The organism is Pannonibacter phragmitetus DSM 14782 (assembly GCF_000382365.1).
GTDB lineage: Bacteria > Pseudomonadota > Alphaproteobacteria > Rhizobiales > Stappiaceae > Pannonibacter > Pannonibacter phragmitetus.
Genome location: NZ_KB908217.1, coordinates 284,516 through 304,402, shown reverse-complemented (window position 1 = coordinate 304,402; position 19,887 = coordinate 284,516). Strand labels below are relative to the sequence as shown.

Genomic DNA, 19,887 nt, shown 5'->3' with positions numbered 1-19,887 from the left:
TGTTGCGGAAGGATTTTGGAATGACACTGGAACTCTACATCGCCTATGTGGCGGCCACTCTCGTTGTGCTCGCCATTCCCGGGCCAACCATCCTGCTGGTGATCAGCTATGCGCTGTCGCATGGCCGCAAATCGGCCGGAGCCTGCGTGCTGGGTGTCGCTTTGGGTGACGCAACAGCGGCCACCGCCTCGCTGCTTGGCCTCGGCGCTGTTCTGGCAGCATCGGCAACGGCCTTCACCGTGCTGAAATGGGCCGGCGCGCTCTATCTGCTGTGGCTCGGCATCAAGATGTGGCGGCAGCCGCCTTTCATTCCTGCAGCGGACCAGGTTGATACGGCAGCCCCAGCCATGGAGCCGCGCAAGATCTTCTGGAACACCTATGTGGTGACGAGCCTCAATCCGAAGGGAATCGCCTTCTTCATAGCCTTCCTGCCCCACTTCATCGCCCCGGCCGCACCCGTAGCGCCGCAGCTGGTGCTGATGGGCGTGACCTTCGTGGTGCTGGGTGCCTTGAACGCGGGCGTCTATGCGCTGGCCGCCTCTGCCCTGCGCAAGCAGATCCGCAAGCCCTCGCTGATGAGGACCCTTAACCGGCTTGGCGGCTCGCTGCTGATTGGCGCTGCGGCCATGACAGCCGCGCTGCGCCGGGCTGCAGCCTGATCTGAGGCGCCGCGCCCCTCGTCAGGACGCCTTTTTCGCGCGCTCCCGGATCACGGCGAGCGCGCGCATGGCCTCGGCCCTTTGCATGCGGCCATACCGGAGAAATGCCTCGTTGATGTCCTGGCCGTTCATCTTCAGCCGCTGGGCCCGCAGCTTGACGATGTTCTTGTAAGCGTTGTCCGTCACACCATTGGCACGGCACAGAATGATCAGCGGCGCGTCATCGGGATTGAAGAAAACCCGGGCCACCATGGCTGTTGGCAGTTCGCTCACCTCCGCCAGCAGATGGGCAAGGTCCACCGGGCGGTCTGTCTTGGAAAACTGGTTGACTGCATCGTCAATCGGACGGCGGCGGGCCTTCACGTCGTCAATCAGCATCTTCGCACGCGATTGCGCACTGCCCAGATCACGCACCTGAGCCTGTACCTCCTGCGCGGCCCGCTCCGCCAGGATCTGCACCAGCGTTCCATCTCCGCCCAGATCGAGGATACGCTTCTTCAGCTCCTCCGAGAGATAGGGAACGAGATTACGGGCCCCCTCGGCAGGAAGATCCTCCCGGCCGATCAGCGCCTCCTGGATCATCGGATGATGGCGGGCCTTTTCCAGCAGCATATCAAAGGCATTGGCCGTGAACCGGGCCTGTTCGTTGCCGGCAACGGTCGCCAGCACCTCGGTGTTTCCCCGGTTGACAATGACACTCGTCACAGCCTCGTTCAGGGGCCGCCGGTCTGCGATGACGCCGAGATGATCCATGCTGCCAGTTTCGGCAAGGGATACAAGATCACCGGTGGTCAGAACTGGTGACCCGGCAAGAATGGGAGCTGCCACATTGATCTGATCTGCAGCAAGCGACATGATCAGGTCGCGCGGTGCGACATCCGCTTCGCTGATGCGCACAGCGAGCGCCATGCGGGCTTCTTCCTCAAGCTTGCCGATCACCTTGAGGACGATATCGCCGAACAGCAGGCTTATGTGATCAACCTGATCAGGTGCGGCGGTCATGAACATGTCCGTGACCGCATCGACGAGCGCACGCCGGCCTGCCGGGGTATTATCCCTCGCAAGTTCAGCCAGCCTGCCGAGATTTTGCATTTTCCCCCGCCCAACACATGCGCCAGATCAAGAACCTACACTTTGCAGAACTTATTACTTTTTTATTAAGCTGATGATAATTATTACAAATGGATTTTCAACCTTAAATATTTATCTTGCCACACCTGCGTTTCGATAAATCCGCCCCGCGCCTTCGCCAAACATAGCGCCAGCGCTGTCGAGGGCCGCGTACAACCTATATGCAAGAATACGGTTATAGCAGCCAGCCGTTGTCAGACAACGACTGGCATTCACACACACAATCAAAGCCTTACTGCTTCAAGGCAGGTAGTTTATGCGGCTGCTTTCGCAGTGCAGCACATTTTCTGCTTTGCGCGGGCTGCAGCCTTGCCTACATTGATAGACGTGCAGGAAAGGACATCGGGAGGCAAAACAATGTCGATTGTCCGCAATCTTGACGTGATAGCAGTCTGTGCAGCTTTCGTCTTTCTCGGTGCCATTGTGATCGGTGCGCTGTAGGAGACCTGGAGGACTGCAGATCTGATGCTAGCTGGGTGGAAGATAGGCATCAGATGAAAATCTGGCTGGCCGGAAGGACCGGCAGCCGCGCAGAAAATGCGCAGCAAAAAATCAGGGATCCAGTTGGAGCGCCCGCAGGATGATCGTCCGGCGGGCGTTTTACGTCAGATCGCTCGATACCGGCGCATCAAGCCCTGAATTGCCCAGGCACGGCAAGGACATGAGCAACTGCCGGTGACGAAACCCATCAGGAATGGACATTATCCAAAGGCCTCAGGAGGCCGGAAGGGCAGACGGTTTTCGTCAGGGCCACAGGCGCGGCACAGAAACAGCACAGCCGCCCTTTCGGGCGGCTGCGGAATGCGGAACTCGGTCCTGAACCGGTTTTGCCTGAACCAGTTTTACCTGAACTCAGGCGGCCTTGGCGACGAGAGTGTCGATGGCTTCGTTCGCAGCCTTGATGCTGCCTTCAGCGTCCATGGCCAGCTTGTCGGCAGCCACGACTTCCACATCGGTGATGCCGAGGAAGCCGAAGACGTGACGCAGGTAGGTGGTGGCATAGTCATAGGACGAGCCGACCGGGGTGCCGCCAGAAGCTGCAACAATATAGGCCTTCTTGCCCTTCAGCAGGCCTTCCGGACCGGCTTCGGTGTACTGGAAGGTTTCGCGGGCGCGGGCCACCAGATCGATCCAGGACTTGAGCGCAGCCGGAATGCCGAAGTTGTAAACCGGAGCGGCGATGACGATCACGTCAGCAGCCTTCAGCTCGGCAACGAGGCTGTCGGAAAGGGCAAGCTTCGCCTTCTGCGCATCGGTGCGGGCTGCCGGGTCGGTGAAGTTGGCGCCGATCCACTCTTCGTCAACCAGCGGGAAGCCGGCGGCAACGTCACGGGTCACGACGGTGGCGCCAGCGGTCTTGGCAGCGAGGCCGTTCACCAGCTTTTCGGTGAGGTCACGGGTCGCAGAGCCTGCCTTGCGGGCAGAAGCATCAATCTTGAGGATGGTCTTGGACATCAAAGCTCTCCTTGGAGATGAAACACCGGGGAGGTGAAGTGCCGGTTATTCGTCGCGGTAGAGATAACCTCCCGTCCGGCGGATAACTAGGTCACGGCTGGTGAACAGTCTGTTCGGATCATCATGAAACCCCGCCCTGAAGCCGCCCCGCTCAAAGTTGGTTCTGACAGGTTCACACCGCCGTCCGCGCTGCGTCCTCCTTCTTGCCAGTCACCTCTGACAAGGAGCAATTCCATGACTACGATTTGGGGCGTTGTGAACGCCAACGGAACGATCGCCTCTGGCAGTGGCGGTGAAGGAGACTATGATTTTGCTGTCATCAACGAAGGGCCGGGGGTCTACCAGATCTCGTTCAACGGCAACTTCGCCGGCCTGCCGGCCATCACCGGCTCGCAGGTGCTGTGGGGTACCCTGAGCGAAAGCCCGCTCGACAACGTGGTCTTCCCCTACCTCACGGCCGCCAGCGCAACCGCCATCACCGGCGCCTCGAACGGCTCCCAGCAGAACCGTTCCTTCTCGTTCATTGCAGTGGGCGAGTCTTCCACCGGCCGCTGAACCGCATAATACCAAGGCTTTCGATGCTGACGCATCACGCCGTGAAAATGCTCAAGCGCTGCACGGGCTTGACCAACTCTCGATGAGCCAAGCTCATCGAGAGTTGGTATAAGGGCCAGACAGCACCGCCGTGCCGCCTGCCTCTCAGATGCCGTGCCTCACTCAGCCGCAGCGCGGCGGCGGGGGGCGTAGTTGAGGATCGGGGCGAGCCAGCGCTCCGCATAGGCGAGGTCCCAGCCCTTGCGCTGTGCGTAGTCTTCCACCTGATCGTGCTCGATCTTGCCGACGCCGAAATAGTGGCTGTCCGGGTGGCTGAAATAGAGGCCGGAAACCGACGAGCCCGGCCACATGGCGTAGCTTTCCGTCAGGTTGATGCCGGTCGCCTCTTCCGCGCCGAGCAGATCGAACAGCGTCCGCTTTTCGGTGTGGTCCGGCTGGGCCGGATAGCCCGGCGCCGGGCGGATGCCCTGATACTTCTCCTCGATCAGTTCCTCGTTGCTGAGGGTCTCATCCGCCGCATAGCCCCACAGCTCCTTGCGGACGATCTGGTGAAGCTTCTCGGCAAAGGCTTCCGCAAGGCGGTCGGCCAGCGCCTGGCTGAGGATCTTGTTGTAGTCATCGCCCGCCTTGGCATAGCGGGCGGCAAGGTCATCCTCGCCGTGACCGGTGGTGACGGCAAAGCCGCCCACCCAGTCGGCAATGCCGGAGCCTTCCGGCGCCACGAAGTCGGACAGGGCCACATTGGCGCGTCCGCCTGCCGTCCGGGCCATCTGCTGGCGCAGGGTGTAGAAGGTGGCGACCGGGCTGGTGCGCGCCTCGCTGCCGAAGAGCAGGATGTCGTCGCCCCGCGCCTGCGCAGGCCACAGGCCCGCAACGCCCCGCGCCGTCAGCAGCTTCCCTGCCACGATCTCGTCCAGCATGCGCCGGGCATCATCGTAAAGCGCCTTGGCCGCGGGACCATAGCGGTTGTCGGTCAGCACCGCCGGATAGCGGCCCTTGATCTCCCAAGTGGAGAAGAAGGGTGTCCAGTCGATCAAGGGCACCAGTTCTTCCAGCGGGAAGTTGTCGAAGCGGGTGATGCCGGGCTTGCGCGGTGCCTGCGGCTTGCGGGTAAAGTCGCAGGTGAAGGCGTTGGCACGGGCATCAACGATGGACACGCGCGCTCCGGAACCACGGGCATTGGCATGCGCTTCCGCAATCTCCGCATATTCGGTGCGGATTTCGGCATAGTAGGGATCGCGCTGGCCCTCGCTCATCAGCCGCGAGGCAACGCCCACGGCGCGGCCCGCATCGGTCACGTAGATCGCCTGCCCCCGGGCATAGTTCGGGTGGATCTTGACCGCCGTATGGATGCGGCTGGTGGTGGCCCCGCCGATCAGCAGCGGCACATCCAGCCCCTCGCGCTCCAGTTCCGCCGCCACATGGCACATCTCGTCAAGGGACGGGGTGATGAGGCCGGACAGGCCGATGATGTCCACCTTCTCCGCCTTGGCCGTCTCCAGGATCTTCGCAGCGGGCACCATGACGCCGAGGTCGATCACCTCGAAATTGTTGCACTGGAGCACGACGCCGACGATGTTCTTGCCGATGTCATGCACATCGCCCTTCACCGTCGCCATCAGGATCTTGCCCGCAGAGGAAGAGCCTTCGGCACCCGTCAGGCGCTTTTCCTCTTCCATGAAGGGCATCAGATAGGCCACCGCCTTCTTCATCACGCGGGCGGACTTCACCACCTGCGGCAGGAACATCTTGCCCGCGCCGAAGAGATCACCCACCACGTTCATGCCGTCCATCAGCGGCCCTTCGATCACGTGCAGCGGACGCTCCACTGTCTGGCGGGCAGCTTCGGTATCCTCAACTACGTAATCGTCGATGCCGTTGACGAGCGCATGCTCCAGCCGCTTGGCCACAGGCCATTCACGCCAGCTGAGATCGGCTTCCTTCTTCTTGCCGCCCTCGCCTTTCCAGCGCTCCGCCGCTTCCAGCATACGGTCGGTTGCATCCGGCGAGCGGTTGAGCACCACGTCCTCGCACAGGTCCCGCAGTTCCTTGTCGAGGTCGTCATAGATGGCGAGCTGACCGGCGTTGACGATGCCCATGTCCATGCCGCGCTTGATGGCGTGGTAGAGGAACACCGAATGCATCGCCTCGCGCACACCCTCGTTGCCGCGGAAGGAGAAGGAGAGGTTCGATACGCCGCCCGACACATGAGCATGCGGCAGGTTCTCGCGGATCCAGCCCGTCGCCTCGATGAAATCGACGCCGTAGTTGTTGTGCTCCTCGATGCCGGTGGCCACCGCGAAGATGTTCGGATCGAAGATGATGTCTTCCGGCGCAAAACCGGCCTTTTCCGTCAGCACCTTGTAGGAGCGGGCACAGATTTCGGTCTTGCGCTCGAAGGTGTCGGCCTGTCCCTTCTCGTCAAAGGCCATCACCACCACAGCCGCGCCATAACGGCGCACGAGCTTGGCCTGCGCCAGAAACGCCTCCTCGCCTTCCTTCAGCGAGATGGAATTGACGATGGGCTTGCCCTGCACGCATTTGAGGCCTGCCTCGATAACGGTCCACTTGGAGCTGTCGATCATCACCGGCACCCGGGCGATATCCGGCTCGGCGGCGATGAGGTTGAGGAAGGTGACCATGGCGGCTTCCGAGTCCAGAAGCCCTTCGTCCATGTTGACGTCGATGATCTGCGCACCGCTTTCCACCTGCTGGCGGGCGACATCCAGCGCTGCCGAATAGTCGCCTTCCTTCACCAGCTTGCGGAAGCGGGCGGAGCCGGTGACGTTGGTGCGCTCGCCGACGTTGACGAAGTTGATCTCCGGCGTCAGCACGAAGGGCTCCAGACCGGACAGGCGCATCAGGCGCGGTACATCGGGCAGCACACGCGGTGCCTTGTCCGCCACGGCTTCAGCAATGGCGCGGATATGGGCCGGCGTGGTGCCGCAACAGCCGCCGACGATATTGACGAGGCCGGAAGCGGCAAACTCGCCCACGAGCCCCGCCATATGCTCCGGGCTCTCGTCATATTCGCCGAACTCATTCGGCAGGCCCGCGTTCGGATAGGCGCAGACCAGCGTATCGGAAATACGGGCAAGATCAGCCACATGGGCGCGCATCTCCTTGGCTCCCAGCGCGCAGTTGAGGCCGATGGAGAAGGGCTGCGAATGCCGGACGGAATACCAGAAGGCTTCCGCCGTCTGGCCCGACAGGGTGCGGCCGGAAAGGTCGGTAATCGTGCCGGAAATCATCACCGGCAGGCGGACGCCCTTTTCCTCGAACACCTCGTCAATGGCAAAGAGCGCGGCCTTGGCATTGAGTGTGTCGAAGATGGTTTCGACCAGCATGATGTCAGCACCGCCGTCGATCAGACCGCGTGCGGCCTCCGCATAGGCCTTGCGAAGATCGTCGAAGCTCACGGCACGGTAGCCGGGATTATTCACATCCGGCGAGATGGAAGCGGTGCGGTTGGTCGGACCGATGGCACCGGCGACGAAGCGCGGGCGCGACGGGTCTTTCGCGCCCACCAGATCGCAGGCCTCACGGGCAAGGCGGGCGCTCTCGAAATTCAGCTCATAGGCCAGCGCCTCCATGCCGTAATCGGCCTGGGCGATGGTGGTGGAGGAGAAGGTGTTGGTTTCAACGATGTCCGCCCCGGCCTCAAGATAGGCCACATGAATGGCGCGGATGTCATCCGGGCGCGTCAGGCTCAGAAGATCGTTGTTGCCCTTGAGGTCCTGCGGCCAATCGGCAAAGCGGCTGCCCCGGAAAGCCTCCTCATCCAGCTTCAGCGTCTGGATCTCCGTACCCATGGCGCCATCCAGCACAAGAATGCGCTTGGCGGCGGCAGCGTGGAGGCGGTCGAAAACGTCAGACTTCTTCAGCATGGATGTGATCCGGTTCCTGTCACACAAAAGGTCCGCCACGCGGACCTGAAGATCATTCCTGTCCGGCGCAGGCCTGATGCTCCGCGCCGGATGTGTTCCAAAGCGTCCTTCCCGGCAAGAGGTCAGGCACATGTTCCTGTCCGCCTTGGGAGGGTTTCTACACCGGGCTCAAGGAGGAGCAGCGCACTCTCCTTTTGCCGCAGCACCCCTCTCCCCCCTTGAGGGGGAGATGTCTGCGCCAGCAGACAGAGGGGGGTGCCAGCGTTCCGGCACAGCACCACTTCTCACATGAGCTGACGGTCAGATACCCCCCTCTGCCCCCTCCGGGGGCATCTCCCCCTCAAGGGGGGAGAGGAGTTGGTGCCTGACAGGCAGACCGTCGTAAGAAAAGCGACGCTGCAGCTACATTCCAGTGCCTTCGTCCCTCGTGCCCGGCAGCGGATAACCGTCCCTTTTCATCTCACCTCCATAGTGAAGGGAGAGATGTAAGCAGAGAATGAACCCCTCACGCCACCTGACGTGCCGTCTCGCCCTGCCCCAGCCCCAGCATATGGCAGAGAGCGAAGGTCAGTTCAGCGCGGTTCATGGTGTAGAAGTGGAAGTCGCTGATGCCGCGGTCGACAAGATCCATCACCTGCTCATAGGCAACGGCGGCGCCGACGAGCTTGCGGGTTTCAGCGTCATCATCAAGGCCGGCAAAGCGCCGGGAAAGCCAGTCCGGAATGGTGGTTCCGCAGCCCGACGAGAACTTCACCACCTGATCAAAGTTCAGGATCGGCAGGATGCCCGGCACCACCGGAATGGAGAGACCCGCTTTGGCGATGCGCTCCAGATAGGCTTCGAACAGATTGTTGTCGAAGAAATACTGGGTGATGACGCGGCTCGCGCCAGCATCGATCTTGCGCTTCAGGTTGTCGATCTCGATCTGCCAATCCGTGCTTTCGGGATGGCGTTCCGGATAGCCCGAGACGGAAATCTCGAAATCGCCGATGGCCTTGATCCCGGCAACCAGATCGCTGGCATAGGCATAGCCGTCTTCACGCGGCACATAAGCCGTGCCGATGCCCTCCTGCGGGTCGCCGCGCAAGGCCACGATGTGGCGCACGCCGAGATCCCAGTAATCCTGCACCACCGCGTCCACATCCGCGCGGGATGCCCCGACGCAGGTGAGATGGGCGGCCGGCAGCATCGGCGTTTCCTTGAGGATGCGCTCGACCGTGCGGTGCGTCCGCTCGCGGGTGGAGCCGCCCGCGCCATAGGTAACCGACACGAAGGACGGAGACAGCGTCTCCAGGCGCTGGATGGTGGACCACAGGGCCGCTTCCATCTTGTCCGTCTTCGGCGGGAAGAACTCGAAGGACACCTGGACCGGTGCGCTCTCGCTGCCGCGCGAACGGCGGGCGTCGGAGGAAGTGGACATGTTACGCAACCTCGCGGGTTAGATCAGCCAGCGGCAGGTCCGTCACGACCCTCGGGTCGCGCGCCAGCCACAGGGTGACAGTCAGAGCTGAATGATTGCCTGCGGCTGCAGGCACAAGATCGGTGACGTCTTCCACGTCGAGCCCCAGCCCCTGCAGCCAGCGGCCCATCTGCTCGCGGGAGAAGCCAAGACGGCGGTGGGCATGCTCCTCGCGCAGGAACTCAAGCTCATGCGGGGCAAAGTCGACGATCATCAGCCGCCCGCCGGGGCGCAGCGCCCGGGCGGCCTCGGCAAGGGCACGGGCCGGATCATCGAGGAAGTGGAGCACCTGATGCACCGCCACCAGATCAAAGGAAGCCGGCGGCACATTGAGGGCATAGATATCGCCATGGCGCACCTGCGCCTGCGTCAGCCCCTGCCCCGCCAGATTGGCACGGGCAACGGCCAGCATGTCATGCGAGGCATCCACGCCCAGCGCAGAGGTGTAAAGCGGGGCAAACAGTTCGAGCAGGCGGCCCGTGCCGGTGCCAAGATCCAGGAAAGACTGGAACGGCTTGTTGCCAAGCGCCCGCAGCATGGCCGCTTCCACATCGCGCTCGGCCACATGCAGCGAGCGCTCCTGATCCCACACCTGCGCCTTGGCGGCGAAATAGGCAGCCGCCTCTTCGGCCTTGGCCTTGCGCAACGCATCGAAGCGGGCCGCATCGGCTTCCAGAACATCATCGGAAGGCGTGAGGCGGGCAACGAGATCCCGGGCCAGATCCCCGGCAGCATCTTCCGCCAGCCGGTAGAACACCCAGGAGCCTTCCGGATAGCGGCGCACCAGACCAGCTTCGGCCAGCAGCTTCAGATGCCGGGAAATACGGGGCTGACTCTGTCCGAGGATTGCGGTGGCATCCTTCACCGTCAGCTCGCTGCGGGCAAGCAGCGCCAGAAGCCGCAGACGGCTCGGCTCGCCGGCAGCCCGCAGGCCCGACAACAGGTCATCAATGGAGAGATGCTGATCGCCGCTCATGCCGCCCACACCATACCGCCGCAACCGGCGCTTCTTGATATAAAGATATCTTTATACCACGCTCAGCGTACGTGCAAGCCCTGAGGTGCCTCATGTTCCGGCACAAGGTGAAGAAAGGCTTCATGTGAGCGGCAAGGTGAAGCAGCGGACTCAGAGCATCAGCCACCCAGGCCAAGTGACTCTGGCGACTCGCAATTCCGCGCCAGTTCAGACGGTTTCAAGCTTCATGCCCATGATGATGGAAGGCGTCCTGACAAGCCCGGTAAAGCCGAACCTGCGGTAGAATGCTGTCACGCTTTCGTTGCGGGGATCGATGCCAAGGTGAACACCACCCACGCCAGCAGCCCGCAGTGCCTCAAGCTGATGTCGCAGCAGACGCGAGCCATGCCCGCCCTTCTGCATCTGGGGCAGTATGTTGATATGCAGATGCGCCGGGAAGGCATCTGTGATCTCTGCCGCCGTCCGTTGCGGAGCCTTGATATAGGCGAGCAAGCCCTCTTCCGCCAGCGTTGCAGGCCGGCGCCCGCAGAACTCTGCCCGCAGTTCCGGCCACCACTCCGCTTCAAGACGCGCTTCATAGGCAGCCGTATCGGGAGTTGCCACGCAGTAGCCCATCACCTCGCCGTCTTGCATGAGCACGAAAGCATGAGACGGATACAGCCTTGCATAGGGCAGCGCCCAGACGAGCCCGGGAAGCCGCCCGTCATTGAAGAGCCGCGCCCCGTCACGCCCACAGTCCGATGTTTTGAGGCAGATACCAAGGATCGCGGCTTCATCGGCAACTGCCACAGCACGGATGGAAACAGAGGACGCAGAAGAGCCCGGAATTACACTCACTTTTACCAATTCCTCAAACCGGACGGTGCCACGCGCCCAGCGCGTCATCAAACTGCTGCCAGGTTTCATCAAGCTCAATCGTCCGCCGGGACCGGCGCGCCTCGTCAATCTTGATCGCGACAAGCCCTGCCTCCAGCGCCGCAACAATATTGACCGGAAGAGCGGCTCCTGCCGTCAGATGCTGGAAGATGTCGGCAGCCATCTGGTCGTCGGCGCCATAGTGATCACTCTCATGACCGTCATAGCTGCGCCCGGCCAGTTTCTCACCCGACACGGCAGAGTGAACGCTGAAATAATTGCGGATGAAATCCCCTTCCGCCATGCCCTTCGTGCCGATGATGCAGAAGCGGCGGAACTGATCCGGCACATTGAGGTTGGTGTGAAAAGCCATCGTGGCGCCACCCTCATATTCAACGAGCGCCGTCTGGTAGTCGATGATGTCGCCGTCGCTCTCGAATACGGCCTCTGCCCGCTCCCAGCCGCTCGGCTTCATGTAGTATTGCGCGGCCTGATAGGCGGACAGTTCATCCGGCCGGTTTTCAGGCACAAAGGATTTCCGCCCTCCGAAACTTGCCACCGCAGAGACCCGCCGCCCGGCGATGCTGCCGTAGAGGTCGATGTCATGGCAGCACTTTTCGAGGATGAAAGGCCCCGCATAGCGCGTATGCCTGCGCCAGTCGCGCATGAAGAAAGCACCATGATAGGGGGCGATATGTTCCGAGGCCTCGATGGAGGTGATTTCCCCCAGATACCCGGCTGACTGAGCGGCCCGCAGATCCCGGTAGAGGTCCGAGTAGCGCAGAACCAGCCCGACAAGCACGCTCTGCGTGCCATATTCGGCCAGCAGACGGGCCATTTCCAGCGTCTGCGCCTCATCGGTTACCACGGGCTTTTCTGTAAACACCCGGACACCTGCGCGCAGCCCCTCCCGCACATGCTCCAGATGGAACACATTGGGAGAACCAACCATCAGCAGGTCCGGCTTCGTTTCCGCCAGCATTCCCCGCACGCAGTCGAAACTTTTCGGGGCGCGCATGCCTGCCGACAGCAGCTGCGGCAAACCGGCGGGCGCCGGGTCAGCCACTCCAACAAGCTCAAGCCCTGCATGCGCCTTGCGGAAAGACGCGATCACATTGGCGAGCCGGAAACCAAGACCGGCAACGGCGATTCTCATACTGGTATCCTGTTCACGGAAAGGCCGGTTCAGAGCGCAGCGTCTTTTTCAGAAGGCGCACCGGCGACGCGGTCAAAGCAACTTTCAAAATCGATCTCCCGGCTGCGCCCACGCATCAGGGAAAGCCGCCGGAAGCTGGGGCTGCCGTGGGCAATGACGGGCAGCATTGCCGCCCCTGCCGCAGCAGCTTCCTGTCCGAGCGCCCCCGCACACAGTCGCGGGATCTCCCGCTGCCCCCGCGCACTGACGGAAGGCAGCAGAGGATAGGCCCGGTCGATCAGGGAATGGATCACGATGGAGGGAAAATGCCCGCCAACGATGATGGTCTGCGGATCAAGGATGTTTTCAAGCAGGGACACCAGCAGCCGCAACCGCCGGGAGTTGACGTCAAGCCAGCGCATCAGCGCACTGTTTCGCTGACTGTAGAGCTGCTCCAGCACTCCGGGAGCGGCAATGTGCCGGGCATCACGGCCGAGCATGGCCGCCAGTTCATCGATCGAGAAAGGGGTCAGACCTTCAGCTTCAGGGTTCACAAGATCTGCTGGCCAGGTCAGAAGCCCGATTTCGCCTGCATTGTTCATGAAGCCCTGAAAAGGCATTCCTTCGCTGATAATGCCCGCGCCCAGGCCGTGACCTGCGAAAATATGGACGTAGTGACTGAGGCCCGCGCCACGCCCTGCCCCCAATTCGGCCAAGGCGGCAGCTGTTGCATCATTCTCGATGATCACAGGCAGGCCGCAAGCTGCTTCGATTGTCTCCGCAACGGGAACACCAGTCCATGCACCCCAGCCCTGCGGACCGACAGAATGCTCGAATTCAGCCTCTTGCAGGGTTGGCATGGCAACACCCACCCCCCAGGCAGGAACCTCAGGCACCACAGAGCGCAGCCGCTGCACGATGGCAGCAACCACGCTGGCAGTCTCCGCCGGATCATCAAGCCGCACATCAGCCGCCTCCCGGGCCAGCTCCCTGCCGGTCAGGTCGCAGAGGATCGCAGTCAGGCCATGATGATCAATATGGACACCAATGCCGCACCCTGCCTCCGGCCGGATTCGCAACTCCTTCAGCGGCGCTCCGCGCGCGCCTTCCTGACGGACGGCCTCAAGTACGAGACTCCGGTCGATCAACTCCTTGCAGATGTTGGACATTGTCTGGGGCTTCAACCCCGTCAGCTCGACAAGGCTCCGCCGGCTCGCCCCCGCCCCAGCTCGAATGAGGTCGAATACAAGCCGCCGGTTATACCGGCCGGAGAAGGTGTGATTGCTGCCAGCGAGAGTCATCATGGCGATCCATTTTATCCATTAAAAAGAATAAACAAAGGCCATACACCTTGTCAAGAAGCGAGAAGTTTCCCGCAAACAGCCCGAGATTGCGTCACAAGCCTGCAATAAAATACCTCTATTCAGCACCTTGACCGCGTCAATTTATTCCTTTTAATGGAATTAATGCGGCATCTCCTCTGCTAACGAAAGGGAATGGCATGTTGACTTGGACCTTAAAGCAGCTTCTGGCAGGAGCCTTGGCATCAGCATCCATTATGGGAAGTGTGCAGGCGAGCGAACTCGTCATCTACACTGCCCATGGCGAAACAACCTCCACACCCATTCTGGACGCCTTCGCACAGGCCCATCCGGATGTGAAGGTTACCGTGGTGCGCGGCGGCACCGGCGAGATTGTCGAACGCCTGCGCGCAGAAGCGGCAAACCCGTCTGCCGATGTCATGTGGGGCGGCCCGACCCAGACATTTGATGAGAACGCCGCCCTGTTCCAGCCGTATCAGAGCCCCTCTGACGCTGATATGGTGACCAGCGATCCCAATCATATCTGGCACCCTTTCACCGTGCTGCTTCAGCCCCTGATCATCAGCACCAAGCGGGTTGAGGCCGGCAAGATGCCGAAGACCCAGGAGGACATGCTGTCCGCAGATTTTGAATCCGCAGGCGGCGTGATTATTCCGGATCCAGCGAAGTCCGGCACCGGCTACACCATCATTTCGGCACTCGCAGGCAACTTTGGCTGGGACTTCACAGGCAAGCTTGCCAAGACCGCACGTCTTGCGCCCGGCTCCGACGACGCCTTCAACGCCGTCCGCGATGGTGAAGCCGCAGCCGGCTGGATCAACGAGGATCTGGGCGCCAAGTGGAGGGCCGAAGGCCTGCCTATCGAAATCATCTACCCCACCGACGCCGTGACCGGCCAGATCGACGCGCAGGCAATCGTCAAGGGCGCGCCCAATCTGGAAGACGCAAAGAGCTTCATCGACTTCCTGGGCACAAAGGCCGCTCATGAGATCGTCCGCGATGCCACGGTGCGCCGCTCGGCCCGCCAGGACATCACCCCGCCTTCAGTGCTGCCGGACCTGGGCTCGCTCAACATCATTTCGGCGGTTGAGCCCCGCCCTGTCGTCACCGCCCGCTTCCATGAGGCTCGCGGCAAATGAAGCTGCTGCGCGACACCTGGTTCCTCTTCTCCATCGTCGCGCTCATGCTCTGCGGCCTGACGATCATCATTCCGCAAATCCGCCTGATGGCTGCCTCCCTTCTTGAAGAAGGGGGGCAGTTCACTCTCCTGCATAACCGGGATGGACTGCAGGTGGTGCCGGAGATGACCGGCGGCTACGCGGTGACGCCACAGGCCAATGGCCTCGTCATTGCAATGGGTTCCGGCGCTGCCCTGACAGTCGCGGTTGAGGGCGGACAGTCGCTTCTCATCACCAGCAGCCAGCCACTCGCACCAGGCGAGGATGCGGAGGGCAGACCAGCGCTCGACTATGACGGCACGAGTCTCAGCCTCTCCCAGCAGGCGCCGCGCGGTCTTTTTGCAACGGCGGCACCGGCACCGCTGGTCCTTGAGCCCCAATCCGCCACATCCATCCGCCTCAGCCATGCGGCCAATGCCTACATTACCTTTGAGAACAAGGCGCTGTCCCTGTCGGCGCGGCATTACTTCGACTTCTTCACCCAGTCTCCAACCGTGACAGCGACGGTCAACAGCCTGCTGATCGCCCTCATTTCGACGGCACTGGCAGCGGTTGCCGGTATTTCCCTCGCCTACATCCTGGCCCGTTACGAGATTGCCGGAAGTACGGCCATCGTCTTCCTTGTCACCATGGCCTCCGTCTCGCCGCCCTTCCTTGGCGCCTATGCCTGGCGGCTGCTTTTGGGGCGGAACGGCGTCATAACCTCCTATCTGGGCTATGACATGTCGATCGTGGGCATGCACGGCGTCATCTGGGTGATCACCTGGCTGGTGTTCCCGATCATCTTCCTGCTCAGCTACGGCTCATTCCGCAGCCTGGATGCAGGTCACATTGAAGCCGCCGAAAGCCTTGGGGCTGCGCCCTCCCGCGTGCGGTTTTCGGTCGAAATTCCCCTCGCGCTGCCCGGCATCATCACGGGGCTCTATCTTGCGACCATGGCCGCCCTCTCCGACTTCGGAACACCGCGCATCATCGGGCTGGATGTGAATGTCCTGCCAGTGCTGATCTATACGTCCTTCCTCAGCGAGGCAGGCCGCAATCCGGCTCTTGCTGCGACGGGGTCAGTGGTGCTGATCGTCATCTCCAGCCTGTTCCTGATGGCGCAACAGATCTATCTGGCGCGGCGGGGTTTTGCTGTTGTTGCCTCCCGCCCGCTGCAGCGCAAGCACCTGTCGCCCTTCGCCCATGCCCTGGCCCTGTGCTGCGCCGCGCTCGCCCTGCTGATGGCCTTCACTCCGCATCTGACCGTGCTTGTCTCCAGTTTCATGGAGTGGCGCGTCGGCCTGCCAAGGGCAAGCTTCACCCTCGTAAATTACGAGACGATGATGCGCACGGGTCTCGGCCCGGCCTGGGTCACCCTGTCACTGGGCATTGCCGGCACGCTGGCCGCCACAGGCCTTGGCCTCGGCATTGCCTTTGTGCTGATCCGCAAGCGCTACGCCTTGGTGGCACCTGTTCTCGGGCTGACCGTGATGATGCCCTACGTGATCCCCGGAACCGTGCTCGGCATCGGCCTCATCATGATGTTCAATCAGGCGCCGCTGCAACTGACCGGCACGTGGTTCATCCTTGCGCTGGCCTATCTGATCCGCAACCTGCCCTTCACGGTCAAGGCCTCGGAAGCGGCCCTGCGCCGCGTTCACCCGGCACTGGAGGAAGCCGCGCTCAGCCTCGGCGCAAGACCCTTCCGGGTGTTCGCAACGATCACGGCGCCGCTTGTACTGGCCGGAGCCATCACCGGCGCAACGCTTACCTTCCTCCACATCGTCACGGAGCTGTCTTCCACCATCGTGCTCTACCGTCCGCCGTGGAAGCCCATGACCGCAGTCATCTTCGAGAACACGCTTGTCGATGCCGACTTCGGCGTTTCCGCCGCCCAGACCATCCTGCTCATGCTGATCATCTACGTCCCGCTCTATTTCATTGTACGGTATGGCCAAACCGAAGGAAAATCAGGTGTCTGATACCTCTTCCAAGACCGCGGCGCGCGGCTGTGACGTTGTCATCGATGCCGTTTCAAAGGCGTTCGGACCCACAACCGTTCTCAAGGACATCAACTTCACAATCAAGCCGGGCGAGTTTTTCACCCTGCTTGGCCCCTCCGGCTGCGGGAAGACCACCCTGCTGCGGGCCATTGCCGGGTTTCACCCCATCAACAGCGGCCGCATCCTGTTCAACGGCACCGATGTGACGGCAATCCCCGCATGGGAGCGCAACATCGGTTTCGTCTTCCAGAACTATGCGCTCTGGCCCAACAAGACGGTCTTCGACAACGTCGCCTATGGGCTGAAGCTGCGGAAGGTGCCGGTCAGGGAGATCACCGGCCGGGTCAATGCAGCTCTGGCTCAGGTGGAACTGCATGGAGTGGGCGGCCGCTATCCAGCAGAGATGAGCGGCGGCATGCAACAGCGTATCGCCCTCGCCCGCGCCCTGGTCATCGACCCGCCGCTGCTGCTGCTTGATGAGCCCATGTCCAATCTCGATGCCCGTCTGCGCGTCGCGCTGCGGCACGAACTGCGCGACCTGCAGAAGCGCCTCGGCCTCACGGCGATCTATGTCACGCATGATCAGGAGGAAGCGCTTGAGATGTCCGACCGGATTGCCGTCATGCAGGGAGGTATCGTTCAGCATCTGGCTGATCCCGTGACGATCTACTCCCGGCCGGCCAACCGCTTTGTTGCCGAATTCGTCGGCAGTGCCAACTTCCTCGATGGCCATCACGAGGATGGGGGGTTCCGGCTTGCAGACGGCCCCATGCTTCCACTCGGCAGCACTGGCGAGCCGGGCCCTGCCACCCTCATGATCCGCCCGGAACAGGTACTGGTCAAGAACTGCGGTGAAGGCCTGCTCGATGCAACCGTCGAGGACCGGCGGTTCGTCGGCAAAGCCTGGGTGCAAAGCCTGCGCAGTGAAAGCGGCCAGATCATCAAGGCAGAGACCCGCAGCGCGCTCGAAATTGGCGCGCGTGCCGGCCTCAGCTTCGAGGGCTACACCTTTCTTCCGGCAGGAGCCTGACCATGACTGATCTTCCGCTCGACAGCCTCATGAGCATCGCCTGCGCGGCAGCGCGCGTCGGCGGCAAGGAACTGACGTCCCGCTTCGGCCGCACATCCCGTGACACCATCGAGAAGAAGGCGCATGGCGACTATGCCTCACAGGCAGACCTTTCTGCCGAGCAGGCCATCGCCGCAGTCCTTGCCACCGCAGGTGACAGTTACGGCTTCCTGGGAGAGGAGACGGGCATCAGCCGGGCCGGAGCCGGGACGCAATGGGTCGTCGATCCGCTCGACGGAACCACCAACTTCATCTGGGGCATCCCCTATTTCGCCGTCAGCATCGCCCTTTGCGGCAAGCAGGGGGAGTTGCTGGGCGTGGTCTACGATCCCTTGCGCGAGGAAATGTTCACGGCCATCCGGGGCCAGGGCGCGCGTTTGAACGGCGATGCCCTGCCCGCGCTGACCGGCAAACAGCCGGAGGATGCCATCATCTCGCTCTCCATGCCGGTTCAGGGTCAGCTGAAAGCGGTCGGCCGCGACGTATTTTTCCGGGGCGTGGATACGGTTACCAGCACGGCCGCAGGCGTCAGGCGCCTTGGTTCGGCTGCACTCGACCTTGCCTATATCGCAGCAGGCCGGCTCGACGGCTACTTCGAGGATAGCCTGAGCTATTACGACTATGCAGCCGGCAAGCTGCTGGCGCAGGAAGCAGGCGCTTTGGTGACCTCACTTTCGGGCAGCACTCCGCAGGATGGATCCATTCTGGCTGGAACAGCTCCGGTCCATCACTGGCTTTCCCGGGACATATTCGCCGCCCGTTGAAACCATGACACCGTGGCATCATTGCCTGGTAAGGCCACTGCGCCTGGATCATAACAGCGTGAAAAGCTGCGGCAGCCACCAAACCCTTGAAAAAAGGCCCGGATCTCTTGCGAGCCGGGCCAGATCAGCTTGAGGCGCTGTAGAAGCTCAGTCTGCGGGAAGATCGGACCGCAGGGCGAAGCGCTGGCGGGCATCGTCAACACGCATGGCATCGAAGCGCGCCAGTGCCTGCGCACGGGCCTGAACCGTGAGCCGGTGGCGCCAGGGGCCGACCTTCAGCAGGGTCGCCACCGTCAGTGACGACAGATTGTTGGCCTTGGCCACGACGAGGAAAGGCTCCACGTCAAGGCGGACCATCCAGTTGCTGGCCTCAGTGACGCTGACCTTGGTCAGGGAGGCGAAAGCCACCACCGCTTCTGCAAACCGGTCATCGGCCGCCAGCCAGCGCAGGCTGCTTTCGTTGAGACGCCCGTCGCGCATCAGGGTCAGCACCCGGGTGCGAGCCGCTTCAAAGTCGTAACGGCTCAGCCAGTAGTCATTCGACATGCGCTGTTCGGCAATCCGGGCGGCCTGCGGCAGCTGCTCCGCATCGGCCAGCGCACCGGCAATCACCAGCTTCTGCCGGACGGACTCGGTGGCCACTTCCACCAGCTGGGCGATGTGCGCGTCGGCAAGATCGCGGCGCTCGCTCAGCGCCAGCTGCAAGGCATGGTCCTCAGCCGCAGCATCCAGCAGCCCTTCGAACCCTTCCAGAGAGAACGCAGCACCTGGGTTGGAGGCCACGCGGCGCTTGACGCGGATGTCGCCGCGGCGGACCAGAACGTCAGTGACTTCCTCGGACAGAACTTCACGCTGGGCGATGGCAAGGCGGTGGGCGTTGCTGTTTACATCGGCAATTCCGGCGAGTTCGGGATCCTTCAGCACGGAGGAACGGCGCAGGAGAGTTTCAGCGACTTCGATCTCGTCGCCCGCCAGCTGGCGGATGGTGCGCTCGGGGCCCCTGCGAAGTTCGGCCAGCCGCTCGGCAACGAAGCGCCGGACTTCCACTTCCACCATATTGACCAGCCGCAACAGGACCGCGTCATATATGCCGATCTGTTCGTCGGAGCACTTGTCTGAGGTCAGAGAAAAGAGAACGGCAACGTGACGGGCGAGTTCCGCCTTCCGGTCTGCGCTGGCTTCGGACGATAGTCCGCCAAAATTCACAAGCTCCGTCTGCAACGCTTCTGTCATCTCTCAACCCACATTCGAGGACACGCCAGCACCCTAATAGCGATTCTTGAAGATAAGAGTAACGGCAAAACGTATTCTCTAAGTTTGTTTTACCAACTATCGTGTAAAATTTTAATCAACTCGAATTTGATTGTGAGTTCAAGAGCTTGGACTGGATATAACCGCGAATTCGGGCAAAATTCCCTCCCCTGAAGCTTGTGCGAAGCTTGCGAAAACACGCCTCA

The 19,887-nt window shown here is 61.9% G+C and carries 15 protein-coding genes; 6 read left to right on the top strand and 9 right to left on the bottom strand.

Annotated elements, in window-relative coordinates:
• Window positions 1-20: 20 nt before the first annotated feature.
• Complete coding sequence (locus tag H163_RS0108245; protein WP_026355620.1) at window positions 21-659, top strand: LysE family translocator; 639 nt, start codon at window positions 21-23, stop codon at window positions 657-659.
• Between the two features lie 21 nt (window positions 660-680).
• Here the strand turns inward: H163_RS0108245 and H163_RS0108240 are convergent, their stop codons facing one another.
• Both H163_RS0108240 and H163_RS0108230 read right to left on the bottom strand, forming a co-directional pair.
• Window positions 681-1,661, bottom strand: coding sequence for a DUF2336 domain-containing protein (locus tag H163_RS0108240; RefSeq protein WP_208975349.1), 981 nt, complete (start codon window positions 1,659-1,661; stop codon window positions 681-683).
• 981 nt (window positions 1,662-2,642) lie between these two features.
• Window positions 2,643-3,245, bottom strand: coding sequence for an FMN-dependent NADH-azoreductase (locus H163_RS0108230; RefSeq protein WP_019964094.1), 603 nt, complete (start codon window positions 3,243-3,245; stop codon window positions 2,643-2,645).
• Window positions 3,246-3,479: 234 nt separating this feature from the next.
• Between H163_RS0108230 and H163_RS22475 the strand changes: the two genes are divergently transcribed.
• The gene (locus H163_RS22475; protein ID WP_019964093.1) at window positions 3,480-3,800 is read left to right on the top strand and encodes a hypothetical protein; all 321 of its coding nucleotides are present in this window, start codon (window positions 3,480-3,482) and stop codon (window positions 3,798-3,800) included.
• A 158-nt stretch (window positions 3,801-3,958) separates the two neighbouring features.
• On the opposite strand, the gene metH is transcribed toward H163_RS22475, so the two are convergent.
• The 6 genes from metH to H163_RS0108195 all read right to left on the bottom strand — a co-directional run bounded on the left by metH (window position 3,959) and on the right by H163_RS0108195 (window position 13,416).
• Window positions 3,959-7,687, bottom strand: coding sequence for a methionine synthase (metH, locus tag H163_RS0108220; protein WP_019964092.1), 3,729 nt, complete (start codon window positions 7,685-7,687; stop codon window positions 3,959-3,961).
• A gap of 505 nt (window positions 7,688-8,192) precedes the next feature.
• Window positions 8,193-9,107, bottom strand: a complete 915-nt coding sequence (gene metF, locus H163_RS0108215; RefSeq protein ID WP_019964091.1) for a methylenetetrahydrofolate reductase [NAD(P)H] — start codon at window positions 9,105-9,107, stop codon at window positions 8,193-8,195.
• Between the two features lies 1 nt (window position 9,108).
• Window positions 9,109-10,122, bottom strand: coding sequence for an ArsR/SmtB family transcription factor (locus tag H163_RS0108210; RefSeq protein WP_026355618.1), 1,014 nt, complete (start codon window positions 10,120-10,122; stop codon window positions 9,109-9,111).
• A 207-nt stretch (window positions 10,123-10,329) separates the two neighbouring features.
• Window positions 10,330-10,959 carry a GNAT family N-acetyltransferase gene (locus tag H163_RS0108205; protein WP_244296140.1) on the bottom strand — a complete coding sequence of 210 codons (630 nt, stop codon included), beginning with the start codon at window positions 10,957-10,959 and terminating at the stop codon, window positions 10,330-10,332.
• 13 nt (window positions 10,960-10,972) lie between these two features.
• Complete coding sequence (locus tag H163_RS0108200) at window positions 10,973-12,133, bottom strand: Gfo/Idh/MocA family protein (RefSeq protein ID WP_019964088.1); 1,161 nt, start codon at window positions 12,131-12,133, stop codon at window positions 10,973-10,975.
• 29 nt (window positions 12,134-12,162) lie between these two features.
• Window positions 12,163-13,416: an ROK family protein gene (locus H163_RS0108195; protein ID WP_244296141.1), complete on the bottom strand. Its 1,254-nt coding sequence runs from the start codon at window positions 13,414-13,416 to the stop codon at window positions 12,163-12,165.
• Window positions 13,417-13,670: 254 nt separating this feature from the next.
• Here H163_RS0108195 and H163_RS0108190 point away from each other — a divergent pair, with 254 nt between their 5' ends.
• From H163_RS0108190 to H163_RS0108175, 4 genes are read left to right on the top strand one after another with little or no spacing between them, the layout of a single operon-like run.
• Window positions 13,671-14,573 carry an extracellular solute-binding protein gene (locus tag H163_RS0108190; RefSeq protein ID WP_019964086.1) on the top strand — a complete coding sequence of 301 codons (903 nt, stop codon included), beginning with the start codon at window positions 13,671-13,673 and terminating at the stop codon, window positions 14,571-14,573.
• The gene (locus tag H163_RS0108185) at window positions 14,570-16,576 is read left to right on the top strand and encodes an ABC transporter permease (RefSeq protein WP_019964085.1); all 2,007 of its coding nucleotides are present in this window, start codon (window positions 14,570-14,572) and stop codon (window positions 16,574-16,576) included. Before H163_RS0108190 ends, H163_RS0108185 begins: the two co-directional genes overlap by 4 nt.
• On the top strand, window positions 16,569-17,627 hold the full coding sequence (locus tag H163_RS0108180; RefSeq protein ID WP_026355615.1) for an ABC transporter ATP-binding protein: 1,059 nt from the start codon (window positions 16,569-16,571) through the stop codon (window positions 17,625-17,627). The genes H163_RS0108185 and H163_RS0108180 overlap by 8 nt, the downstream gene beginning before the upstream one ends.
• Before the next feature lie 2 nt (window positions 17,628-17,629).
• Window positions 17,630-18,430 (top strand): inositol monophosphatase family protein, encoded by an 801-nt coding sequence (locus H163_RS0108175; protein ID WP_019964083.1) that lies wholly within the window; start codon window positions 17,630-17,632, stop codon window positions 18,428-18,430.
• A 147-nt stretch (window positions 18,431-18,577) separates the two neighbouring features.
• Here H163_RS0108175 and H163_RS0108170 read toward each other — a convergent pair whose 3' ends face one another.
• Entirely contained in the window at window positions 18,578-19,663 is a 1,086-nt protein-coding gene (locus tag H163_RS0108170; protein WP_019964082.1) for a DUF2336 domain-containing protein, read from the bottom strand.
• Between the last annotated feature and the right edge of the window lie 224 nt (window positions 19,664-19,887).